Raw genomic sequence first — 20,449 nt, 5'->3', positions numbered from 1 at the left:
TTTGTGCACAGCTACTGTGAGGTCAACTGATGATACAATTGCGGTAAACGTAATGGCAATTGAGCTGGTCTTAATATTTGTGTAAAACCGTCATTACCAAATAAATAAGGTAAGTATTCTTGTGCATCAACATCAATCGTTATACAAAAAGGTTTGATACCTAGTCGTTTTGCTTCGTTAATTGCTTGATGAGTATCTTCAATGCCAAAGCGACCTTCATAGTGGTCGATATCATTGGGTTTACCATCAGTTAAAATAAGCAAAAGTTTGTCTGCCGTTTTTTGTTCACTAATAACCTTTGTCGCTTGACGAATTGCCGCGCCCATTCTGGTGTAAAACCCAGGCGTAATCGCTTGTATGCGTCCTCTTACATGGTCATTATATTTTTCATTAAAGTTTTTCAACATAGTGAAGCGAATATTGCTTCGTTTTACTGAAGAAAATCCATACATAGCAAAATTATCACCAACCGACTGTAATGCTTCACCAAAAAGCAATAGGCTGTCTTGTACTACGTCAATAACACGATTGTCATTATCTAAATGGGAATCTGTCGACATTGATAAATCGGCTAATAATAAACAAGACAAATCACGATTATTGCCTCTATATGATTGAAATAATCCTTTTTCCGCTGTCGCTGCCGTTTTACTCTCAACATGAAAATCGAGCCAAGCATTTAAATCAAGCTCTTCGCCTTGAGGTTGAGCTTTTAACCAATATTTAACACTGCGTAACTGTTCAAACTGTGCTTGAATCATTCTTGCGGTTTTTTGCAATTTCACTGGTAATTTTGTTGGCGTGGCATCACGAGGTAACATAGGTTGCAATAAACAACGATCTTCTTGCAACGTTTGCGTTTTATAATTCCATTCCGGTAACTTTATGCCCTCACCTAGCGGAATATCATCTTCAGATGCCGAAGGTAAGTCTAAATCTATTTTTATCTGACCACTTTTTTGATGTTCTTGTTTCTTGGTTAAGGTAATTTTATCTAAATCATCAATAGTGCTTTGATAATCTTCTTCATCTTCATCACTGTCATCTTTACCACGATCCATTTTTGAAAACTCGCTCCAAGAGAACAAGCTTTCAAGACGAAAGATCATCATACCACCGCGACTATCATCAGAATCTACACGTTCGGCTTTTTTCCTTGAACTCTGCGCTTTTTTAGCTGATTTCTTCTCCCCATCTTGATCTTCGTTTTCATCTGATAGCTCATCTTCATCAATATCTGCCATAAGTACATCATCACTACTAGCAGAAGGATAAAGCCACAAATATACCGCTTGTGGGGCAAAATTTACCACTGGGAATTCGTTAACGGAACCAGGAATTAGGATGGCATCCCTGATTGATTGCTCCATCGTTCTTTCTACCGCGGGCATTTGATCTAGCGATGGACGCATATCAACAAATGCTTTGGCTAAACGGCGATATCGATTATGTAGCGCGGGGAATTTTTCTAATACGGCGACGACTAATGCTTGATTGTCTTTAGCCCAATGACGAAAACTGCCACTATGATGGGCAGCTAGAACAGCTAACCAAATATAAAGATCATAATTAAGTGCTTTTTCATTAAATACTGCTAATGACTCAGGTAAGCGTAGGCTTTCTTCATCTTGCCAAGCAAGACTTACCAGTTGGTTATCACCCGATATTTTTTGCAAAAAGCTTTTACGCGTTAAATACTCTCTTCCTGTAGCCGCTTCGACACGTTTAACAACATCACCACCTAGTGCGCGAAACACCATCGAGACTGATTTACTTACTTGATCGAAATTTACGCGTGCGTCATCAAACTCGGGGTTTGCTTTACGAGTAATATATTTATGCCAAAGTCCACCAACCCACTCTTCCATAACCGTAATACATTCATTTAAATAAATAGTAGTTATATTGTATCAATAAAATGGCTCTTTGCCGTGATATGGGTCAACAGAAAGTTATTTTGCTTTATCAAAATTTAAAATGGGGTCAGTGAAAAGAAGTGGTCTTGCACACTATCGGATATTTTTATCTGCGTGTAGCCAAGTAAGGTAGCTCTAAACTTTTTTCGGATTTCAATACGCTCTTTTTTGAGCGTAACGATAAAGTAAGGTTTGTGGGGATAAGCGAATAACGAGGAATTAAAAAAGAGGCAGTTTTTTCGCCATTGCACGAGATAAGTTTAACATGCCGATCAAAATAAACCCGGTATGCAAAGTAATAAAATAAATTAATCCCACCATGATCGATGATTTTAGTTGTGAGGAAAAATAAATCACAATTAACGGTACTAGCGCAAGTAAAATTCCCGCTAGAACAGACAGCTGTAGACTTCTTATTAGGTGAACTTTACCGATACCGAGATTTCGAATTCTTATTTTATTATTATCAACTTGGACTTCGACAACACCATCCTGAAGTTTATGTTGCTGATATTGAAGGTAATAGTAAAGTAAGACTAAAAAAAATATGCCGGGTAATAACAGTAAATTTGCTAAGTATAAAGATTGACAAATTACCGCGAAGTTTCCACTTGGGCTAGGACCTCGATTAATCATACTCCCATCCTTGATCTTATGATCGAATGAAATTAAATAAACCCATAAGCTTTAATTAAGTTAAATAGATGACAGAAATAATTAAAGGTAGCAGCGTAATATAGCTTAAGAAGAGTAAACGCCAAAACTTAGGAGCGTTATTAAGCTCCATGAATATATCTACAATTTGTTGACCTTTTATTACGACAATCACTAACGCTGCAATTGTATAAAAGCTTCTATGATCAATAAATTCTGGTAAATAAATGGCAATAACACTTAATGCAATAAGTAAAAGCCAACTCTTTGTTGCCGCGGCTATATTAACGGTTTTATTATTTTGCACTACATTACCCTTAGGCATAAATTAAGTTATGTTGATAATCAGATTCAACTAAATAACATATATCAACGGAAATAAAATAATCCACAATAAATCCACCATATGCCAATAGCTCGTACCGGCTTCAAAGCCAGAAATCTCATTATTTTGATACTTACCCTGCCAAGCGCTGTAAGCAATGAAGGCGAGGATAACCATGCCCAATAAAACATGCATTAAATGAAAAGCAGTAATTAAAAAATATAAGGTGAAAAAGGTATTCGTTTCAATCGTTATACCTTGCTCAAATAATGAAAGGTATTCCCAAATTTTGACCGAAATATAAATGATAGCAAAAGCTTTAGCTGTTAATAATAAAAGTACCGCTTGTTTAGCTTGCGCTTTATGTATTTTAGTCAATGCGATCGCAACAAAAAAACTACTGGTGATTAACGCAATGGTATTAATTAAACCTGCCGTTTGATGTAACTGCGCTTTACCTTGGCTAAACATTTCTCCGTTTAACTGTTCACTGACGGAAAAACCAATAAAAAAAATGGCAAATACAGTTAACTCAGCCAAAATGAAAAACCACATGGCTAAATCACCAGGCAGTTTTTTATCAGGGAGTTCAATCGCTATTGATGGATTGGTCATATAATCTCTAGATAACTAGTCAAAGTAAATTCTGGCGACATCCATCAAAGCTTGCACCGTTAGAGGATCATCCGTTAATGGCTCAGCCAAACAACAGCGACAAACATCCAACGGGTTCATACCAGAGCTCATCATTCTGGCTGCATAAATCAACAATCGGGTTGAAGCGACTTCATCTAAATCATTTTGTTCTAGTCGGCGTAACGCACCAGCTAGCTCAACTAATTTAAAGGCTAGATGAGGGTCAGCGCCAGCTTCTTTTATCAGTATTTGCTGTTCAAGCTCTGCACTAGGATATTCAAAACGTAAAGCGACAAAACGTTGTCTAGTACTTGCCTTCATACCTTTTAATAAATTTTGATAGCCGGGGTTATAAGAAACCACCAACATAAAACCTGGAGCAGCTTCGAGCAGCTCTCCGGTACGTTCTAAAGGTAATATCCGGCGGTCATCAGCTAAAGGATGCAAAACGACCGTAGTATCTTTACGTGCTTCAACCACTTCATCTAAATAACAAATGCCACCTTCACGTACCGCACGTGTTAATGGACCATCTTGCCAATACGTGCCATTAGGACCAATTAAATGTCGACCGACTAAGTCTGCTGCAGTGAGATCATCATGACAAGCCACTGTATATAAAGGCTTATTAAGTTTTTCGGCCATATGGGCAACAAAACGTGTTTTACCACAGCCTGTTGGCCCCTTGATCAATACAGGAAGTTGATGTTCAAAAGCATAGTTAAATAATGATACTTCATTGCTTTGTTCTTGATAAAATAATTTGTCAGTTGCCATGGGAGACGATTATCTGTGGTTATTAAACTTGATGCTAAAGTACCCTGCTATTGACCAAAGTACAATTCCCCAAAGCCGCTTCGTTGATAAAGATCAATGACAATGGCAAAATAAAGTCTTTATAGTTAGGTATTAAACAAATATAAGCTTGGCTATTAAACTCGCATTCGTTAAAATCACGTTATTCGTAGGCGATACTTTTTAATATCGCTCTAAGTCCATCTTTAATTTCGGTATTATATGCAACTGTTTATTGAATACTTTCCTCTTCTAATTTTCTTTATCATTAATTCAATCGCCGGAATTTACTGGGCTACTGGCAGTTTAATTGTCGCCGCTTTCGTGCAAATTTTTTACTATAAAATCAAGAAAGAAAAAATTCCCGCTAAACAATGGATAATTTTTGGTTTGATTGTTGTTTTTGGCGGCCTAACAATATACTTGCAAAATGATGCTTTTCTCAAATGGAAAGTAACCATTATTAATGCTTTTTTCGCTGCTGCATTATTAGTGAGTAATACCTTTTTCAACAAAAATATTATTAAAGAATTTTTAGCTGAGTCGTTATCACTACCAGAAAACATTTGGTCAAGATTAAACCTCGCTTGGGCTTTATTCTTTCTATTTTGCTCGGGACTAAATTATTATATAGCCTTTAATTACGACCTTGATACTTGGGTAAACTTTAAAGTCTTTGGTCTAACCGGCTTAATGTTTCTTTTCTCTATCACTTCTATTTTATTTCTATACAAGTACTTAGAGGTAGAAGAAGAGATAAATGATACCGATACCATTAACAATGAAAAAACTAAAGAATCTACTTAACAGCTCTATTTAAAACGGGCTAACTAACCTATTGTTTAAAGGAAACCATTCCATGTTTTATGTTATATACAGTGAAGATGTTGAAAACTCACTCAGCTTACGCCTATCTGTTCGCGACAAGCATATTGGACGTTTAAAAGACTTACAAGCGCAAGGAAAACTGTTACTAGCGGGTCCATGTCCAGCTATTGATAGTGAAGAACCTGGTGAGGCTGGATTTACTGGTTCATTAATTGTTGCAGAATTTGATAGCTTAGCTGCCGCACAAACATGGGCAGATGAAGATCCTTATATCAGTGCTGGTGTTTATAAAAAAGTAACGGTTAAACCTTATAAAAAAGTATTACCTGCTTAATAAATAAAATAAACAACTAAACTCAGCCCTAATGTTTACTCGTTCACTTGTAAGATAACGAGTAAACATTAGCGTAATTAAACTCATATCAACTAGAGCTTACAACTGAAAAATGATCCGTAATAAAATACTTTTAGCATCCACATTTTTATGTCCTTTATTGATGATTAACCCTGTTCATGCGGCCAAAAACATTGAAGAGTGTCAGCAACAAAATGCTGAGAAAATATCTTCTGCTCCAATGTCTAGGTGTTTAGATGGTGTGATATCCCTTGTCGATCGAGAGTTACAAACTTGGGTAAATTTACATACCTTTAATTTAGAAGAGAAAGCCTTAGTAAATGGCCGTTACTCTGCCTTAAAAATGTTTAAGCGTTCGCAAAATAACTTTATTACTTATAGGGAAAATGATTGTCGTTGGCAATACCTAGCAGTATCGCCCGAAAGAGGTGCGGACTTGGTCTATAAAACTTGTTATGTACAATCAAGCCAGAACAGAATCACCGAACTCAGTAAAATTATAACGACTAATCCCACTCTTTAGAAAGTTAGCCGAGCAACATCTTAATCAAGCTTTTAATCAAGCTCTCAATCAAGTAAAGCTTGCTCGGTTTTATCGACCAGTTCAACTTCATCACTTAGCATGACAGCCAACCAACGACCTTCTGGTGAGCTTTCTAACCCTATCTTTAATATCATGGTCAGTGGCACGTTAATAACACACTCTCAATAACCAGCCCCAAAAACAGTAATAAGGAAACGCCTAAAGTCGAAAGGCTATAGCTATAGTTTCTCCTTTACTTAATTGTAAAATGATCAGTATCCTTTTTTGTTACCGCCGCAATGATAGACATTGAGCAAATAACAAAACCTGCAACCTACAATATTGCATAAACTAGTGTCAGTGCATTGACTAGTTATGGATTCTGACAATTTGTATCATATAAAAACTCAATTCCAGGAAGTTGTTCGGTTATAATCTCAATATTTGTACAACTAAAAAAGGGGTTTTCACGTATGACTAATTTGCTTAATTTAGTGTTCATACTAACATCTAAATTGGTAAAATTATTCCGCCATAAATCTAAAGTCGTTAACTCTGTATTTTGAGAAACATTAACTGTTGACAGCATATTTTTTGATAGCGTCAAAAATGTCAATTTTGTATTTTGATAAATATCAATCGAAGATAATTGGTTATCCGATATAAGTAAATAAGTCAGTTCTACATTTGCGGAAACGTCTATAGAAGCTAGCTTGTTTTTCCATAAGTGCAATTCTTTTAATTTCACATTTTGACTCAGGTCGAGGAATGTTAATTCATTAATGCTAGTATAAAACGCCTCTAACAATTTATTATTTGATATATCAATAGAAGTTAATGGTGTATCTTCCGCTCTTAAGCTGACTAATTTTTCATTGTTATTTAGATCTAAAGTACTAATTGATGTAAAGCTTATGTATAAATCAACTAGTTCTACATTTTTTTCTACGTTTAATGACGTGAGATTTTTACCACTTAAAATAAGCGACGTTAACAGCTGATTTTGTGATACATCAATTTCACTTATCTCAGTAAAATACAACCAAATAATCTCTAAAAGCTTATTATGTGTGACATCGATTACAGACAATCCATTGTGACCCAACCAAAGATGACGTAATGCCTTGTTTTTGCTTATATCAATCGTTTTTAGTTCATTATTAGTTAAATTTAATAGTACTAAATTTTCTAACATTGCAACTTCATTAGCATCAACAATTCCTTTATCAATACAAATTAGTTCGGTAATTTGGTCAGCATACTTTACGTTCAAGGCTTTCACACATTCAGATAGATTGTTATCTACAAATGCAATTTCGCTGATCTCAATCCTATTTTTAATAGTTACTTCAAATAAAGCCATTGATGAATTACCTTGTGGATCAGTCGCTGTTAGCTGTATCCCTAAAGTTTCATCTTTATCTACTTCAGTAGCAATAAAACTGCTCTCGGCATTATCACTACCTATAAGCGCTATAGACACACCTGAAATCTGTGACCATTGATAAGTCAAAGCTTCATTTTCAGGATCTGTACTTTCACTGCCATCCAAAAATAAAGTTTGTCCTTCAACAACTTCTAACTCACTATTTATGGCAACACTCGGAGCTAAATTAGCAACTGCCACAGATTGATCAGGCTCTTTAAACTTTTTGTCGCTATTACAAGCAACCGCACCTAACAGCATACTGGTGAGTAAAAATAGTCTTATCGATGTAATAAACATATACATTCCCTTGTTTTACATAAATGACAAAGTTATTCCCTAACTATAGTGGTTCATCGGTATTTTACATTAAACATTTATTATTTTTATTATTTTTATTGTTTTTATTGTTTTTATTGTTTTTATGAAATAGCCAATGGGCAATATTTCGTAATATCACCCGAAAGAGGTGCAGACTTGGTCTATAAAACTTGTTATGTACAATCAAGCCAGAACAGAATCACCGAACTCAGTAAAATTATAACGACTAATCCCACTCTTTAGAAAGTTAGCCGAGCAACATCTTAATCAAGCTTTTAATCAAGCTCTCAATCAAGTAAAGCTTGCTCGGTTTTATCGACCAGTTCAACTTCATCACTTAGCATGACAGCCAACCAACGACCTTCTGGTGAGCTTTCTAACCCTATCTTTAATATCATGGTCAGTGGCACACTTAATAGCATACCTACAGTACCAAGCAACCATCCCCAAAAAATTAGAGATAAGAAAACAACTAAAGTCGATAGCCCTAGACCTTTACCTAGATACCTAGGCTCAATAATATTACCCATTACCATATTTATTAAAACAAAACCTAAACCGATAGCGCCGGCCTCCCCTATGCTTAATTGTAAGATAGCGAGCGTCATTGGTGGCACTGCGGCAATAATAGAACCGATATTTGGTATATAATTAAGCAGAAACGCTAATACACCCCAGAGTAAAAAGAAGTCTAAACCAAAGATCCATAACATCAGTGACACAATACAACCCGTGGCAATACTAACCAGTGTTTTAATGGCTATATACTGATTCACCGAAGATAAAAACCGTTCAATTTGATTTAAACGCATTTGAGGATCATCTAATGCTAAATGTAATTTATGTGGAATCGTCGATGATTCAAACAACATGAAAACAACAGTTAAAATAATCAAAAACAAGTTTGTCATCACAGAGCCAAAACTGGATAACATATCAGCCGCTAACCCCATCGCTGCAGCAGGGTCAAAATATTCAGTCACTATCGATGAAGAAAGTTGGATGTCATGACTATTAAGGAAACTTGTTAACCAAGTAAATTGTTCTTTGAGTTGTATTCGGTACTGAGGTATCTGCTGAGAAAGCTCATTTAAAGAGCTGCCCACTAATCCCGTTAAAAACACAGCCATAGTAACAAAGACAACTATAACAAAAATGACAGAAACAGCCTTTGGTATTTTATACTCACTGGCTTTATTGATTAATGGGTTACAGATGATGGCGATAAATACTGAAAGTAAAAACGGCACTAAAATATTAGCCGCGGTTTTAATACCCGCAAAAATGATAAAAATAGCGGCGACTGTTACAAATGCTTTCGCAATAGAGCTATTATTTGAACTTGAAACCATGAAAATTATTCCTTAACTATTTATCGTTTCAATATACCTTATGCTTAAGTCCAAGTAATCAATTAGTTATGTACTCACATTAAATCACTATTATCAGATAGCTATTAGTGCCCTCAGCAATCAGCTCAGAGCACTTATTACTTAGGTTAAGCAATCTTTCTTAATAGGCCTTGGGTATTTTGTCTCATAGTTCTTGCCACCATAAAATAACCAATAGCAGAAACAAAAATAGCGCCACTTAACGGTCCTAATAACCAAATATATGGATGCATTCGGCCTTCAACATTAAAGAGTTGTTGTTGAATGACCAGTAAAGCCACATCACTTACTATTGCCGCAACTAGGCCAGCGATAGCTCCCAATAGCATGAATTCATAAAGCGTTGCAAGTTTGATCAGTCGGCCTTTAGCTCCTAGGGTTCGTAATATCACCACTTCTTGCATACGTTCTGCCAAACTTGCTTGCACCTGTGAAACAAGCACTAAAGCACCACTTATCAATACAATTGATAAAACAAAGCCTATCGCTAAGGAGACTTGCGCAATAATCGATTGGGCTTGCTCTATTTGAGATTTGATATCAATCATACTTATCGTTGGGTAACGTTGTAATAAATGGCTAATATCCTTGGTATGTTTATCTTCCAATTTCGCAGCACTAAAGTAGGTTACTGGTATATTACCAGCCATATTCGGGCTTAAAATCATAACAAAATTAGGTTTTAGTGATCCCCAGTCAACACTTCTAAAACTAGTAACCTTGGCCTCTATTGGTTGTTCATTAACTAATAGAGTGATGGTATCGCCCAGCTTTAGCCCGAGCGTTTCTTGCCAACCATCAAAAACGGACACTTCAATCTCATCACCAGTATCTCCATTCGTGAACCATTTTCCTTCCGTTATTTCATTACCTTCTGGTAAAGACTCTAACCAAGTTAAGTTAGGCTCTCTGTTGACCCCTTCTCTCGCGTCTTCATCTTTTTCTTCGCCTTCTTGCTTTGAGACGCTTCGAGCAAACTCTTCACCATTAACCGCATCAACTCGTCCGCTAAAAACAGGATAAAACGCTTCATGGGCAATGTTGTTATCGGTAAAAAACTGCGTAATTGGATCGACTTCTTGCTCACTAATATTAATGATAAACATATTAGGAGCATTAGGTGGAACTTGCATTTGCCAGTCTGTAATGATGTCATTTTTTAAAACAACCAAAAATAGCATTAACTTAATTGCTAACGCGAAACTGATCAGTTGAATCGCATTAGCATTGGCTCTTTTTTGTAATGTCGCTATCGCTAATGACCAACTAGAGCCAGGTCTAAGCCCTAAACTGCGCCCAGCAGCAAATAATAATCGAGATATACCAAATAAAACAGCAATCACTAATAAAGTAGAGGCAAATAAAATTAAGGTGGTAACGATCTCACCACTAAATAACCACATTAAAACAAAAATAGTCATAAACGAGAGGAAAAGATGAAGTCGACTCAGTGCGAGGGTATCACCTAAGTTTCGACGTAAGACACGCAGTGGAGGAATATCAAATAAATCGAGTAAGGGTTTAAGGGAAAACATTAACGCGCAAATTAGCCCAATAAAACCAGATAATAACCAAGGACGCATGCCTGCTTGTGGTAGCTCAGTGCCCATGAAGTTTGCTAAATAATCAGCACCAATGGTTTGCAGAATAAAGCCTAACAGTAAACCGGCGATAATAGAAAAGCCGGTCACTAAACTAAGGTGCAAAAGAAATATATTACGAATAACTTTACGACTACCCCCGAGCGTTTTCATCATAGCAACGGGATCATATTGTCGTTCACAATAACGTTTCGCTGAAACTGCCATCGCAACGGCAGCTAACATAATGCCAAATAAACCTGCGAGTAATAGAAATCGCTCTGCTCGGTCTAAATTGTTTCCCAAAGGGGATTGTCTATCTTTAATCCCTTCCCAGTTTTGATTACTTTTAAGTTGTGGCTTAAGCCAAGCATAGTAATTACTCAGCTGTTGTTCATTTCCAGCAAAAAGTAGGCGATGAAATACCCTGCTGCCCGCTTGAACAGCTTTGGTGACAGGAATATCTTCATAGCTTAATAGTACGCGTTTATTACCAGATAAAGAGAAAAATGGCGCATCAGGCTCTTTCACTAACACTTTACTGACGTTAAAAATCCCCGCACCTAATTCAACATTATCGCCGACCTTTACATTAAGCGTATAAAATAAACCTTCGCTAAGCCAAATTGACCCCGCCTTAGGACCAGTAGCAACTTCATATGCTTGGCTGGTTAAGTTGTCCTTAATAGTAAGCTTACCTTTGAGAGGGTAAGCATTAGAACCCGCTTTTACTGAGCCTAATACCAATTCATCATTAGCAAACAGCATGGAGTCAAAATAGAGTACCTTTGCCGTTTTTAGCCCAAGTTCGTTTGCTTTTGTTAGTAGTTGTGGATCAAAAGCGTGATTGCTAGACAAACGGCGATCGGCGGCAATAAAGTCACTACTTTTTTGTGCGATATTTAAACCAATTCGTTCTGTAATTGCAGACAAACTAAAAACGGTAAGTACTGCCAACGCTATTGCTGCAAAGATGATAGTTAATTCACCACGCCTGAACTCTCGTGAGAATAACTTAAAAGCCAATTTAACCCACATTGACAGCTGCTCCTTCACTAATTTTTTCCAATTGACCACCTTCAATATGTATAATGCGCTGGCATTGCTTCGCTAACTGTTCGTCGTGAGTCACTAGTACTAACGTAGTTCCATTTTGTTTATTTAAATCAAATAATAATGTTTCAATCAGATGTCCATTTTTACTATCGAGATTCGCTGAAGGCTCATCAGCGAAAAGTATCTTAGGTGAGCCAATGAATGCTCTCGCAATTGCAACTCTCTGCTGCTCACCTCCTGATAGTTGAGATGGGTAATGCTCAAGCCTATGTGACAGTCCTACTTTATCCAATAACTCAATTGCTTGGGCTTTAGCATCATGATCGCCTGCGAGCTCTGCTGGCAACATTACATTTTCAAGTGCGGTTAAACTTTGCACTAACATAAATGATTGAAAAACAAAGCCAATTTTTTCTGCTCTTACCTGAGCACGCGCTTCTTCATCAAGTGTGCTTAAGGCTTCGCCATCGAGGTGCACATCACCTTGACTCGCAACATCTAATCCAGCTAATAAACTTAATAACGTAGATTTACCTGAACCTGAAGCACCAACAATAGCTACTGATTCTCCCGACTTGACAGAAAAGTTTATATCGCTAAGGATAGTAAGGCTTCCTTCAAGTGTACTAACACGCTTAGTAAGCCCTGACACTTGAATAACATTTAACTGAGAAAGTACTGACATGACTCGTTTTATCCTAAAATCTATTATTATTTTAATTTTGACAAACCTATCATTTACCAGCATGGCAAATGATAAAATTTTACTTATTGGTGACAGCTTAAGCGCTGGCTATGGACTTGAGCAAGCACAAGCATGGGTTCATTTGTTACAAAATAAATATAGAGAAGATAATAAACCTGTCACCATCATAAATACAGCGATCAGTGGTCAAACTACGGATAATGCCTTATTAAAAATTGATGCTTGGCTTGACGCTCACCAGCCTAGCCATGTGCTAATTGAATTGGGTGGTAATGATGGTATCAGAGGTTTTCCAGTGAAGTTATTGCAAAAACATTTAACTGAGCTGGTGACCAAGAGTCAACAATATGGCGCGAAAGTCGCTTTAATGGAAATTCAAATCCCCCCGAACTTGGGCCAAAGATACCGTAAAATGTTTACTGATAGCTATACCAAAGTGACCGATCAAACGGGCGCCCATCTTATGGCTTACTTTATGACAGATGTTGCCATTGATTCTTCGCTAATGCTCAATGATAACTTACACCCCAATGCAAAAGCACAACCTATCATCCGTGATTTTATGTATAGCGAAATTGATAAATGGTTACAAAAGTAATATATACCCGTTACCATTCAAAGTGCATGATTTCAGTGGGAGTTAAAAGTGCTTTAGGCAAGGCATTTATTTTAAACAATGGTTACTCCCTTGTTCAAATGAATAACGCCGCATAAATCACTTTTAGCCCCATAGAAGAAGCGCTTGAGCAACATCACTACATCGTTGCACCTTTTTGTAAGGACGCTACATGGATGTAGCATATTAGAGAATGCAGGAGCATATTCTCCTGAATAACCAATACTACAAAGGCGCGCCTCGTATTGAAATTGCCCATGCACTCTGAAACATGCATATTGATTGGTCACAGGTATCGACTAAATCGCCACGAATAGTTAAATCAAGCTAGTCTAACAGGTTGTTTTTAGGGTAAACTTAGCTGTAATACGATGAATACTTTCTAAGGTGTTCACTGAGAAAATTAACATCTGCTGATTTATAGTTATCAAAATATATACCTGCATAATTTCAATAATACCCAAAACATTTCTGTTTAGTAAATCAACGAAAACTAGAGCAATACTATGGACTTTATCTGGATACTTTTCGCTTTCATCTGCGGCTTGGCGGCAAAAACCATCTCTCTGCCCCCCTCTATCGGTTTCCTTGCCGCGGGGTTTATCCTAAACATTGCAGGTTATCAAGCCGATGAAAGCTTAAGCGTATTAAGTGACTTAGGTATTACCATCATGTTGTTTACCATAGGTTTGAAGCTTAACGTAAAAAACCTATTCAAAACGGAAGTTTGGTTAGGTTGCTCTTTACATACCTTACTTTGGATTGTTGTCACCATAACTTTTGTTAAATTACTCGCGTTAATGTCGGTGAATTACTTCAGTGATTTAGACTTAATGACCGCTGCATTGATCGCTTTTGCTTTGAGTTTTAGTAGTACTGTTTGTGTAATAAAACTATTAGAAGAAAATGGAGAGATGCGTACTCGCCATGGTAAGTTAGCCATCAGTATTCTGGTCATTCAAGATATCATTGCTGTTGCTTTTTTAGTTTTTGCCACAGGTAAGATACCCTCGGTTTGGGCCTTTTCGTTACTTGGTTTATTTTTAATTAAACCCTTAATTAATAGAGTTATTAATCATGTTGGCCATGGTGAACTAATTACATTAATGGGTTTCTTTCTCGCACTAGGTAGTTATGAGTTATTTGAGTTGGTCAATATTAAAGGTGACTTAGGTGCATTGCTTGTTGGTATGTTCTTAGCTTCACATATTAAAGCGACTGAAATTAATAAAGCATTAATGAACTTTAAAGATATATTTTTAATTGGCTTCTTTCTTTCTATTGGTTTTACGGCGATACCGACATTAGAGATGTTAGGTTTAGCGACACTATTAATATTATTGGTTCCTATTAAGTTTTTGATGTTCTACGGTATTTTTACCCTATTAAAAATACGTTGTCGTACTGCATTCTTAAGCGCGCTATCTTTGAGTAACTTTAGTGAATTTGGTTTAATTGTTGGCGCGTTAAGCGTATCTTCTGGATGGCTAAGTAATGATTGGCTGGTGATCCTTGCATTAAGCATGGCTATATCCTTTATTTTAACCAATATAATTTATCGGTTCGCCCATACGATTTTTACCGAACACAGAGGATTTTTATCGCGTTTTGAACGACAAACCAAACTTGAAGAAGATAATTTTTCTCAACCGTGCCAGCGCCCTATTGTTATCATCGGTATGGGTCGTGTTGGAATGGGGGCTTATCAAGCAATTAATAGTCACGGTACTAGTCCTGCATGGGGCTTAGATGCTGATAAGGAAAAAATAACGTGGTTAAATAGTAAAGGAATGCAAGCCTATTACGGTGATGCTGAAGATATCTATTTTTGGGAAAGTATCGATCTATCACAACTCGAACTTGTGTTACTCGCGTTACCTTCAGTACAAGATATTATTAATATTACTAAACAGCTAACGGCAGCAAATTATAAAGGAAAAATTGCCGCGGTAGCCCGCTACGATGATGAACGCAAACAACTAGAAGCATTCGGCATTGATAAAGTCTTTAACTTTTATACTGAGGCTGGGGTAGGTTTTGCTGAGGAAAGCCTCGCTTTATTGCCTAAAAACATGCGATAAATAGGGACATATCATAGCAATTTACGTGATTAAACCAGTTAGGTCAGAAACAGTGCAAAGCCAATGCGATATTGGTGGGAAACCAGTATAATCACCATGACAATTACTAGTATAAAAGAAATAAAAGTCACACTACAAGCAAGCTAAGGCATTGTCTTAAAAGGTAAATATAAATAAACAAAAAAAGATTAGCAATTTAAAAAACTTACACTAAACTTAATTACACAAGCTTGGCATGACGTAAGGTTTTTGTTGCTAAGATGTTAGTTAATTGTGTTACAAACCTAGTTTATTTTTGTTTTTATCTTAATGACCAGATAATGGTTCATTAGCGCACGGCTCAAACCCCTGAGCCAATCTTTGAGCCCAAACGATTGTTTGGGCTTTTTTTTATTCAATTTATTAATATTTATTTAGATTTAATCAAAACAAGAGTCATTTATAACTTAAAAAGACGGTTGAAGTTATCCGTTGAGAGTTTAGCTATTTCTTCAACAGATTGACCTCGAATACTTGCCAGATGTTTGGCAACTTCTACAACATATGCGGGTTGATTTTCTTTACCACGATGAGGAACAGGCGCAAGATACGGCGCATCAGTTTCAATCAAAAATTTATCATCAGGTACTAAAGCAGCGACTTCTCTTAATGCAGTGGCATTTTTAAAGGTAACGATACCTGAAAAAGAGATGTAAAAACCCATTTTAATTGCTTGCTCAGCCATCTCCCAGTTTTCTGTAAAACAATGCAGTATACCGCCTACCTGATCTGCCCCTTCACTACGAAGTAACGCTAAAGTATCTTGCTGTGCCTCACGAGTATGAATAATCAGTGGTTTATTTAATTCTTTGGCTACGTGAATATGCTTTTTAAATGAATCAAGCTGTAGCGCTTTTGTTTCAGGTGCGTAGTGATAATCTAACCCCGTTTCACCAATCGCTATAACACGGTCATCTTGGCTTAATGCTAATAGCTGCTCAGGTATAATTGCATCTTTTTGATTTAAAGGATGAGCACCACAAGTAAGATATACATTGTCATAATGAGCTGTTTTGGCTGCCATTTCAGGAAAGTCAGCTAATGTAACGCTCACGCATAGTAGTTTAGTTACCTTAGCTGCTGTCGCCGCCTCAATAACATTATCCAAATTATTATCATGTAGAGATAAGTTAAGTCGATCTAAATGACAATGAGAATCTATAAACAACGAGGAGCTCCTGTGCTTTTAAAATAGTTTTTTAATAATGAACGTTTGTCACTTACTAAGTTGTGATAAGAAACCAAACTACATAGTTAGTGTTGGCTCTGAAGAATTTAAATGTCGAGCAATTATTTGCTCAATTTGATGACGAACTTTTTCCGGATCTTTAACAAAAGTAATACCAACACCGGGAGGTGTACCATTTTGTGCGCCAACGGGAGTCAGCCAACAAACTTCACCTTGAACGATGGACTCTTCTAGTGCATCTGGCAATAATATATGTAATTCAACTTCATCGCCTAAGTCGTACTGACGCGGTGTACGTACAAAAATACCACCCTCATTAAGAAAGGGCATAAAGCCAAGATATAAATCACGGTCGGAATAAAACTCTACGTTTAATGGAACCAAGTTGCTCTCCTATATCTATGGTCTAACGATATCATTTATCGTCATAAGTAACTGTTCACCGACGAATTGTCGATTAGCTTGAAGATAAGATTTTATCAGTTTATTACTAGTGATGATAGCTTGATATATTTGATTAAGCACTTGCACTGAAATTTTCTGTTTAATAAGCAATAAGGTCTGATCCGTTGCATTAACAAGGTAATATTCTCTCATTAGATTACAGGTTATTTTTTCTAACCAACGTAAACTGTACTTATTATCAACAATCTGACTCAATAACTTTTCTTCACTTTGACCATGTAGTAAATAATCTAATAAATATTGATTAAAAACCTGAAATTCTTGATGAACAATTTTATCGGTTAATTCAGGTAAATGAGATAAATTAATATAAGCAGTGTCATTAGCTTTATTAGTCAAAGGAGCACTACTTGATAGTTGAACATCGCCAAGGTTCGATACCTTGAGTTGTGCCAACAAGGCCTCGCCTATCATAGGTCTAATGGCATAAACAGCACACCGACTTATTATTGTCGGTAATAAGCTATCAAGATCGTCTGTAATTAATACAATATAACTATTGGCACTTGGCTCCTCTAATGTTTTTAGTAATGCATTAGCTGCAGCAATAGTCATTACCTGAGCTTGTGGTATCAATATCGTTTTCACCTTGCCTAGGTGGGCAGTCTTTTCTAGAAATGCATTGCCACGACGAATGTCGTCAACCCCTAAAGTTTTATTCTCGCTCTTCAACAATAAGTGGTCTGGATAGTTATCACTTTTCTTAAGCAGGCAGGCCTTACATTGACCACAGGCTTCACTGATGGTTTCAGTTCCAGCAGCATTAGTTGTTGATAACGGATTTTGACATATTAACAACTCAATTAACCACTTTGCCAATGCACCTTGCCCAGCACCTTCTATACCTTGAATGATAATGGCATGTGCTAAGGTATCTTGTTGGTATTGTCGGCTCAATTGCACTTGCTTTTCGTGGCAAATTTGTAGCATATTCCTTCTCTAACCTTTATCCGTGTTAGTAATAAAGCCAATAACAGCTTTTTCTACGTCTTGATGCACTTTTAACATTGCTTGTGCTGCATCAACGGTAATAATGGAGTCATCTTGTTCGGCGAGTTCTCGATACTTATTATGAACACGAATAAAAAATTCCATTTTTTCTAATTCAATGCGATCTAGATCACCCCTTGCTTTCGCACGAGATAAGCCAATATGCGGGTCTATGTCTAAATAAAGGGTAATATCAGGACGAAAGCCTTTTAACGTGATATCACTGATGGTATTCATTATCGTTTCGTCAAACCCTCGACCTCCCCCTTGATAAGCGCGCGAGCTTAAATCATGACGGTCGCCTATCACCCACTTTCCAGCAGCTAGAGCAGGTAATATTTTATTGGCAAGTAATTGACTGCGACTGGCATACATAAGGAGTAACTCTGTTTCCACAGTAAGTTTTTCTTGATGATCTACCGATTTAACCATATCACGTAAGGATTCAGCTAAAGGGGTTCCACCGGGCTCTCTGGTATTAATATACTCAATACCATGTTTATTTAGGGTACTTTCAATGACTGCAATAGCCGAGGACTTACCAGCACCTTCCATGCCTTCAATGACAATAAATTTTCCTGTAGACATACCTGAGCTTTTACCTTTTGACAGTTGTATCGATGAGTGTAATCAATTATATAGTTTATATTATTCAGTCATATGTTTACTTTGATTTATTTTTTCTTTGCTCTTTTAAGTAACGTTTAACGGCAAAATTATGTTCAGCTAGCGTTTTACTAAAAACATGTTTGCCATCACCACCACTAACAAAGTAAAAATAATCACTCGCTACTGGATTTAATGTAGCTTGTAGGGCTGACAAACCCGCCATTGCGATAGGCGTTGGCGGTAAACCATTAATTCTATAAGTATTGTAAGCCGTTTTTTCGCGCAGGTGTGCACGGGTTATATCTCCCGCATAGCGATCACCTAAACCATAAATAACCGTAGGATCGGTTTGTAAACGCATATTTTTTCGTAAGCGATTAACGAAAACCGATGATATTATGGGTTGTTCGGCAATATAACTTGTTTCCTTTTCTATGATCGAGGCCATAATCAATGCTTGATAAGGTGTTTTGTAAGGTAAGTTTTCCGCTCTGCTCTGCCATAATGCACTCAATTGCGTCTGCATATTGACGTTAGCACGTTGAAGCAGTGTTATATCTTTCGTATCAGCTGTGAATGCATAAGTATCAGGAAATAACCACCCTTCAGGATTTATTGAGTCAATGCCGAGTTTTACCGCTATTTCACTAATCGATTTATCATCAATTGTTTGTTTAATATAAGGATGCCCTGCAAGTATAACTAATACATCTTTAAAAAGTGTCCCTTCAATAAAGGTGACAGAGAATTGGTGCTCTTTTCCACCAACGAGCTGGACTAATAATTGCGCTAAGGTTGTACCTTTGGTTATTAAGTAGGTACCCGCTTTAATATTTGCTTTTTGTGGAAATAGACGACCATAATTTCTCAGCCAAAAACGGGTTGGTATCCATTGTTTTTGTGCTAATTTTTTGGCGAATGAGCTAACAGAGCTGCCAGGCATTACTTTTAAATAAGTATTTTTTTCTATTGTTAAAGGGGTATGTAACGCCTGATCAAATTGATAGCTTAAGGTGGCTACTGCACCAAGTAATGCCAACAAAGTAATAATAATAAGTTTTTTGAGCACGCTTTGTCCTTAGTTAATTTGACAAGAAAACGACAAAAAAATCATTTAAATAAATCCTTTCATTCGTCTTTGAAGCTTCAATACAACATCAACGTCAAGTAGGCGATTATTGTACGTTTTTACCGGCATTATGCCCATCAAAGAATTAGAGATAAACATAGCTTGTGCGTATTTAAGTTCTTCGAATGAGGTTTTACATACTTTTATTTCTGTGTTTTTGGCTATAAGCACCTGTCTCATAATACCATCAACTCCTGAGGTTGATATTTCAGGGGTGCATAACTGTTCATTCAACCAATAGAATAGATTTGAGCTGGTCGCCTCAATAACATCGCCTTGGCAATTAGTCACAATAAGATCATCCTCGCTGCGCTCATCAACTTCAGTTCTTAATAATACCTGCTCAAGTCTATTGAGATGTTTAATCCCCCCAAGCATTGAGCTAGTCGCAATCTGATATTTACTATCTCCTACATTGATTCCTTGTTGAGCGAGCGTTTCATAATGACTTGGAAAATCAGATATCATGATGATTATGTTTGCAGCATTATCACTGAGTCCGACTCTAGAGTAACCTCTGCCACCACTACCTGCAGTTATCATTACTTTAAGTACCGCTAGCGAATATCCTTGGACGACCGATGCCAATTGTTCTCTTAAACTTATGTTTGAAGGTAGCTGCAGTTTTAATTGCTGACAGCCATGAGTTAATCGCTCGATATGCTTTTCTAATAATACCACTGTGCCATTAACAATTTTAGCTGTGGTAAATAGCCCATCACCGTAAGCAAGTCCCCTATCAGTTACCGCTATATCTGTTTGTTGTTGACCATTTATAGAGCAATATTTCATTGAGTGTCGCTACATTAATTATTGACA

At 36.9% G+C, this 20,449-nt stretch carries 20 protein-coding genes; 5 read left to right on the top strand and 15 right to left on the bottom strand.

Annotation, left to right across the window (positions count from 1 at the left end; all coding sequences use genetic code 11):
• Positions 1 to 11: 11 nt before the first annotated feature.
• From CPS_RS10340 to CPS_RS10320, 5 genes are all read right to left on the bottom strand, one after another.
• Entirely contained in the window at positions 12 to 1,868 is a 1,857-nt protein-coding gene (locus CPS_RS10340) for a nitric oxide reductase activation protein NorD (protein ID WP_011043138.1), read from the bottom strand.
• Positions 1,869 to 2,135: 267 nt separating this feature from the next.
• The gene (locus CPS_RS10335; RefSeq protein ID WP_011043136.1) at positions 2,136 to 2,552 is read right to left on the bottom strand and encodes a hypothetical protein; all 417 of its coding nucleotides are present in this window, start codon (positions 2,550 to 2,552) and stop codon (positions 2,136 to 2,138) included.
• 55 nt (positions 2,553 to 2,607) lie between these two features.
• A complete protein-coding gene (locus CPS_RS10330; protein ID WP_011043135.1) occupies positions 2,608 to 2,877 on the bottom strand; it encodes a cytochrome C oxidase subunit IV family protein in 270 nt (89 codons plus the stop codon).
• A gap of 48 nt (positions 2,878 to 2,925) precedes the next feature.
• A complete protein-coding gene (locus CPS_RS10325) occupies positions 2,926 to 3,510 on the bottom strand; it encodes a cytochrome c oxidase subunit 3 family protein (protein WP_041736898.1) in 585 nt (194 codons plus the stop codon).
• A 15-nt stretch (positions 3,511 to 3,525) separates the two neighbouring features.
• The gene (locus tag CPS_RS10320; protein WP_011043133.1) at positions 3,526 to 4,308 is read right to left on the bottom strand and encodes a CbbQ/NirQ/NorQ/GpvN family protein; all 783 of its coding nucleotides are present in this window, start codon (positions 4,306 to 4,308) and stop codon (positions 3,526 to 3,528) included.
• 240 nt (positions 4,309 to 4,548) lie between these two features.
• Here CPS_RS10320 and CPS_RS10315 point away from each other — a divergent pair, with 240 nt between their 5' ends.
• From CPS_RS10315 to CPS_RS10305, 3 genes are all read left to right on the top strand, one after another.
• On the top strand, positions 4,549 to 5,133 hold the full coding sequence (locus CPS_RS10315; protein WP_011043131.1) for a septation protein A: 585 nt from the start codon (positions 4,549 to 4,551) through the stop codon (positions 5,131 to 5,133).
• A 52-nt stretch (positions 5,134 to 5,185) separates the two neighbouring features.
• Entirely contained in the window at positions 5,186 to 5,488 is a 303-nt protein-coding gene (locus tag CPS_RS10310; protein WP_011043130.1) for a YciI family protein, read from the top strand.
• Positions 5,489 to 5,600: 112 nt separating this feature from the next.
• Positions 5,601 to 6,032 (top strand): lysozyme inhibitor LprI family protein, encoded by a 432-nt coding sequence (locus CPS_RS10305; RefSeq protein ID WP_011043129.1) that lies wholly within the window; start codon positions 5,601 to 5,603, stop codon positions 6,030 to 6,032.
• A gap of 373 nt (positions 6,033 to 6,405) precedes the next feature.
• On the opposite strand, the gene CPS_RS10300 is transcribed toward CPS_RS10305, so the two are convergent.
• The 4 genes from CPS_RS10300 to CPS_RS10285 all read right to left on the bottom strand — a co-directional run bounded on the left by CPS_RS10300 (position 6,406) and on the right by CPS_RS10285 (position 12,491).
• Complete coding sequence (locus tag CPS_RS10300; RefSeq protein WP_011043127.1) at positions 6,406 to 7,758, bottom strand: leucine-rich repeat domain-containing protein; 1,353 nt, start codon at positions 7,756 to 7,758, stop codon at positions 6,406 to 6,408.
• 308 nt (positions 7,759 to 8,066) lie between these two features.
• The gene (locus tag CPS_RS10295) at positions 8,067 to 9,131 is read right to left on the bottom strand and encodes an AI-2E family transporter (protein ID WP_011043125.1); all 1,065 of its coding nucleotides are present in this window, start codon (positions 9,129 to 9,131) and stop codon (positions 8,067 to 8,069) included.
• A gap of 146 nt (positions 9,132 to 9,277) precedes the next feature.
• Positions 9,278 to 11,788, bottom strand: a complete 2,511-nt coding sequence (locus CPS_RS10290; protein ID WP_011043124.1) for an ABC transporter permease — start codon at positions 11,786 to 11,788, stop codon at positions 9,278 to 9,280.
• The gene (locus CPS_RS10285; protein ID WP_011043123.1) at positions 11,778 to 12,491 is read right to left on the bottom strand and encodes an ABC transporter ATP-binding protein; all 714 of its coding nucleotides are present in this window, start codon (positions 12,489 to 12,491) and stop codon (positions 11,778 to 11,780) included. Before CPS_RS10285 ends, CPS_RS10290 begins: the two co-directional genes overlap by 11 nt.
• On the opposite strand from CPS_RS10285, the gene CPS_RS10280 reads away from it, so the two are divergent.
• Together CPS_RS10280 and CPS_RS10275 are read left to right on the top strand one after the other, a co-directional pair.
• Positions 12,490 to 13,110, top strand: coding sequence for an arylesterase (locus tag CPS_RS10280; protein ID WP_011043122.1), 621 nt, complete (start codon positions 12,490 to 12,492; stop codon positions 13,108 to 13,110). The genes CPS_RS10285 and CPS_RS10280 overlap by 2 nt on opposite strands.
• 524 nt (positions 13,111 to 13,634) lie before the next feature.
• The gene (locus tag CPS_RS10275; protein ID WP_011043120.1) at positions 13,635 to 15,209 is read left to right on the top strand and encodes a cation:proton antiporter family protein; all 1,575 of its coding nucleotides are present in this window, start codon (positions 13,635 to 13,637) and stop codon (positions 15,207 to 15,209) included.
• Positions 15,210 to 15,648: 439 nt separating this feature from the next.
• Here CPS_RS10275 and CPS_RS10270 read toward each other — a convergent pair whose 3' ends face one another.
• The 6 genes from CPS_RS10270 to pabC form a co-directional block, all read right to left on the bottom strand.
• Positions 15,649 to 16,416, bottom strand: a complete 768-nt coding sequence (locus CPS_RS10270) for a TatD family hydrolase (protein ID WP_011043119.1) — start codon at positions 16,414 to 16,416, stop codon at positions 15,649 to 15,651.
• Positions 16,417 to 16,494: 78 nt separating this feature from the next.
• Positions 16,495 to 16,821, bottom strand: coding sequence for a PilZ domain-containing protein (locus CPS_RS10265; RefSeq protein ID WP_011043118.1), 327 nt, complete (start codon positions 16,819 to 16,821; stop codon positions 16,495 to 16,497).
• Between the two features lie 15 nt (positions 16,822 to 16,836).
• Positions 16,837 to 17,832 (bottom strand): DNA polymerase III subunit delta', encoded by a 996-nt coding sequence (locus CPS_RS10260; protein ID WP_011043117.1) that lies wholly within the window; start codon positions 17,830 to 17,832, stop codon positions 16,837 to 16,839.
• Between the two features lie 9 nt (positions 17,833 to 17,841).
• Complete coding sequence (tmk, locus tag CPS_RS10255; RefSeq protein ID WP_011043116.1) at positions 17,842 to 18,480, bottom strand: dTMP kinase; 639 nt, start codon at positions 18,478 to 18,480, stop codon at positions 17,842 to 17,844.
• Between the two features lie 76 nt (positions 18,481 to 18,556).
• On the bottom strand, positions 18,557 to 19,570 hold the full coding sequence (gene mltG, locus CPS_RS10250; protein ID WP_011043115.1) for an endolytic transglycosylase MltG: 1,014 nt from the start codon (positions 19,568 to 19,570) through the stop codon (positions 18,557 to 18,559).
• 45 nt (positions 19,571 to 19,615) lie between these two features.
• Entirely contained in the window at positions 19,616 to 20,422 is an 807-nt protein-coding gene (gene pabC / locus CPS_RS10245; RefSeq protein WP_011043114.1) for an aminodeoxychorismate lyase, read from the bottom strand.
• Between the last annotated feature and the right edge of the window lie 27 nt (positions 20,423 to 20,449).

Source organism: Colwellia psychrerythraea 34H (genome assembly GCF_000012325.1).
GTDB classification, from domain to species: Bacteria; Pseudomonadota; Gammaproteobacteria; order Enterobacterales; family Alteromonadaceae; genus Colwellia; species Colwellia psychrerythraea_A.
The sequence above is the reverse complement of the archived record's forward strand: the minus strand, read 5'-3'. Positions and strand labels throughout refer to the sequence as shown.

What these genes read in the sequence shown, in the direction of transcription:
- CPS_RS10260 (WP_011043117.1), bottom strand. Translation starts at nt 17,832, where the DNA reads ATGCTACAAATTTGCCACGAAAAGCAAGTGCAATTGAGCCGACAATAC.
- CPS_RS10300 (WP_011043127.1), bottom strand. Translation starts at nt 7,758, where the DNA reads ATGTTTATTACATCGATAAGACTATTTTTACTCACCAGTATGCTGTTA.
- CPS_RS10310 (WP_011043130.1), top strand. Translation starts at nt 5,186, where the DNA reads ATGTTTTATGTTATATACAGTGAAGATGTTGAAAACTCACTCAGCTTA.
- CPS_RS10335 (WP_011043136.1), bottom strand. Translation starts at nt 2,552, where the DNA reads ATGATTAATCGAGGTCCTAGCCCAAGTGGAAACTTCGCGGTAATTTGT.
- CPS_RS10285 (WP_011043123.1), bottom strand. Translation starts at nt 12,491, where the DNA reads ATGTCAGTACTTTCTCAGTTAAATGTTATTCAAGTGTCAGGGCTTACT.
- pabC (WP_011043114.1), bottom strand. Translation starts at nt 20,422, where the DNA reads ATGAAATATTGCTCTATAAATGGTCAACAACAAACAGATATAGCGGTA.
- CPS_RS10280 (WP_011043122.1), top strand. Translation starts at nt 12,490, where the DNA reads ATGACTCGTTTTATCCTAAAATCTATTATTATTTTAATTTTGACAAAC.
- CPS_RS10340 (WP_011043138.1), bottom strand. Translation starts at nt 1,868, where the DNA reads ATGGAAGAGTGGGTTGGTGGACTTTGGCATAAATATATTACTCGTAAA.
- CPS_RS10275 (WP_011043120.1), top strand. Translation starts at nt 13,635, where the DNA reads ATGGACTTTATCTGGATACTTTTCGCTTTCATCTGCGGCTTGGCGGCA.
- tmk (WP_011043116.1), bottom strand. Translation starts at nt 18,480, where the DNA reads ATGTCTACAGGAAAATTTATTGTCATTGAAGGCATGGAAGGTGCTGGT.
- CPS_RS10315 (WP_011043131.1), top strand. Translation starts at nt 4,549, where the DNA reads ATGCAACTGTTTATTGAATACTTTCCTCTTCTAATTTTCTTTATCATT.
- CPS_RS10295 (WP_011043125.1), bottom strand. Translation starts at nt 9,131, where the DNA reads ATGGTTTCAAGTTCAAATAATAGCTCTATTGCGAAAGCATTTGTAACA.
- CPS_RS10320 (WP_011043133.1), bottom strand. Translation starts at nt 4,308, where the DNA reads ATGGCAACTGACAAATTATTTTATCAAGAACAAAGCAATGAAGTATCA.
- CPS_RS10305 (WP_011043129.1), top strand. Translation starts at nt 5,601, where the DNA reads ATGATCCGTAATAAAATACTTTTAGCATCCACATTTTTATGTCCTTTA.
- CPS_RS10290 (WP_011043124.1), bottom strand. Translation starts at nt 11,788, where the DNA reads ATGTGGGTTAAATTGGCTTTTAAGTTATTCTCACGAGAGTTCAGGCGT.
- CPS_RS10325 (WP_041736898.1), bottom strand. Translation starts at nt 3,510, where the DNA reads ATGACCAATCCATCAATAGCGATTGAACTCCCTGATAAAAAACTGCCT.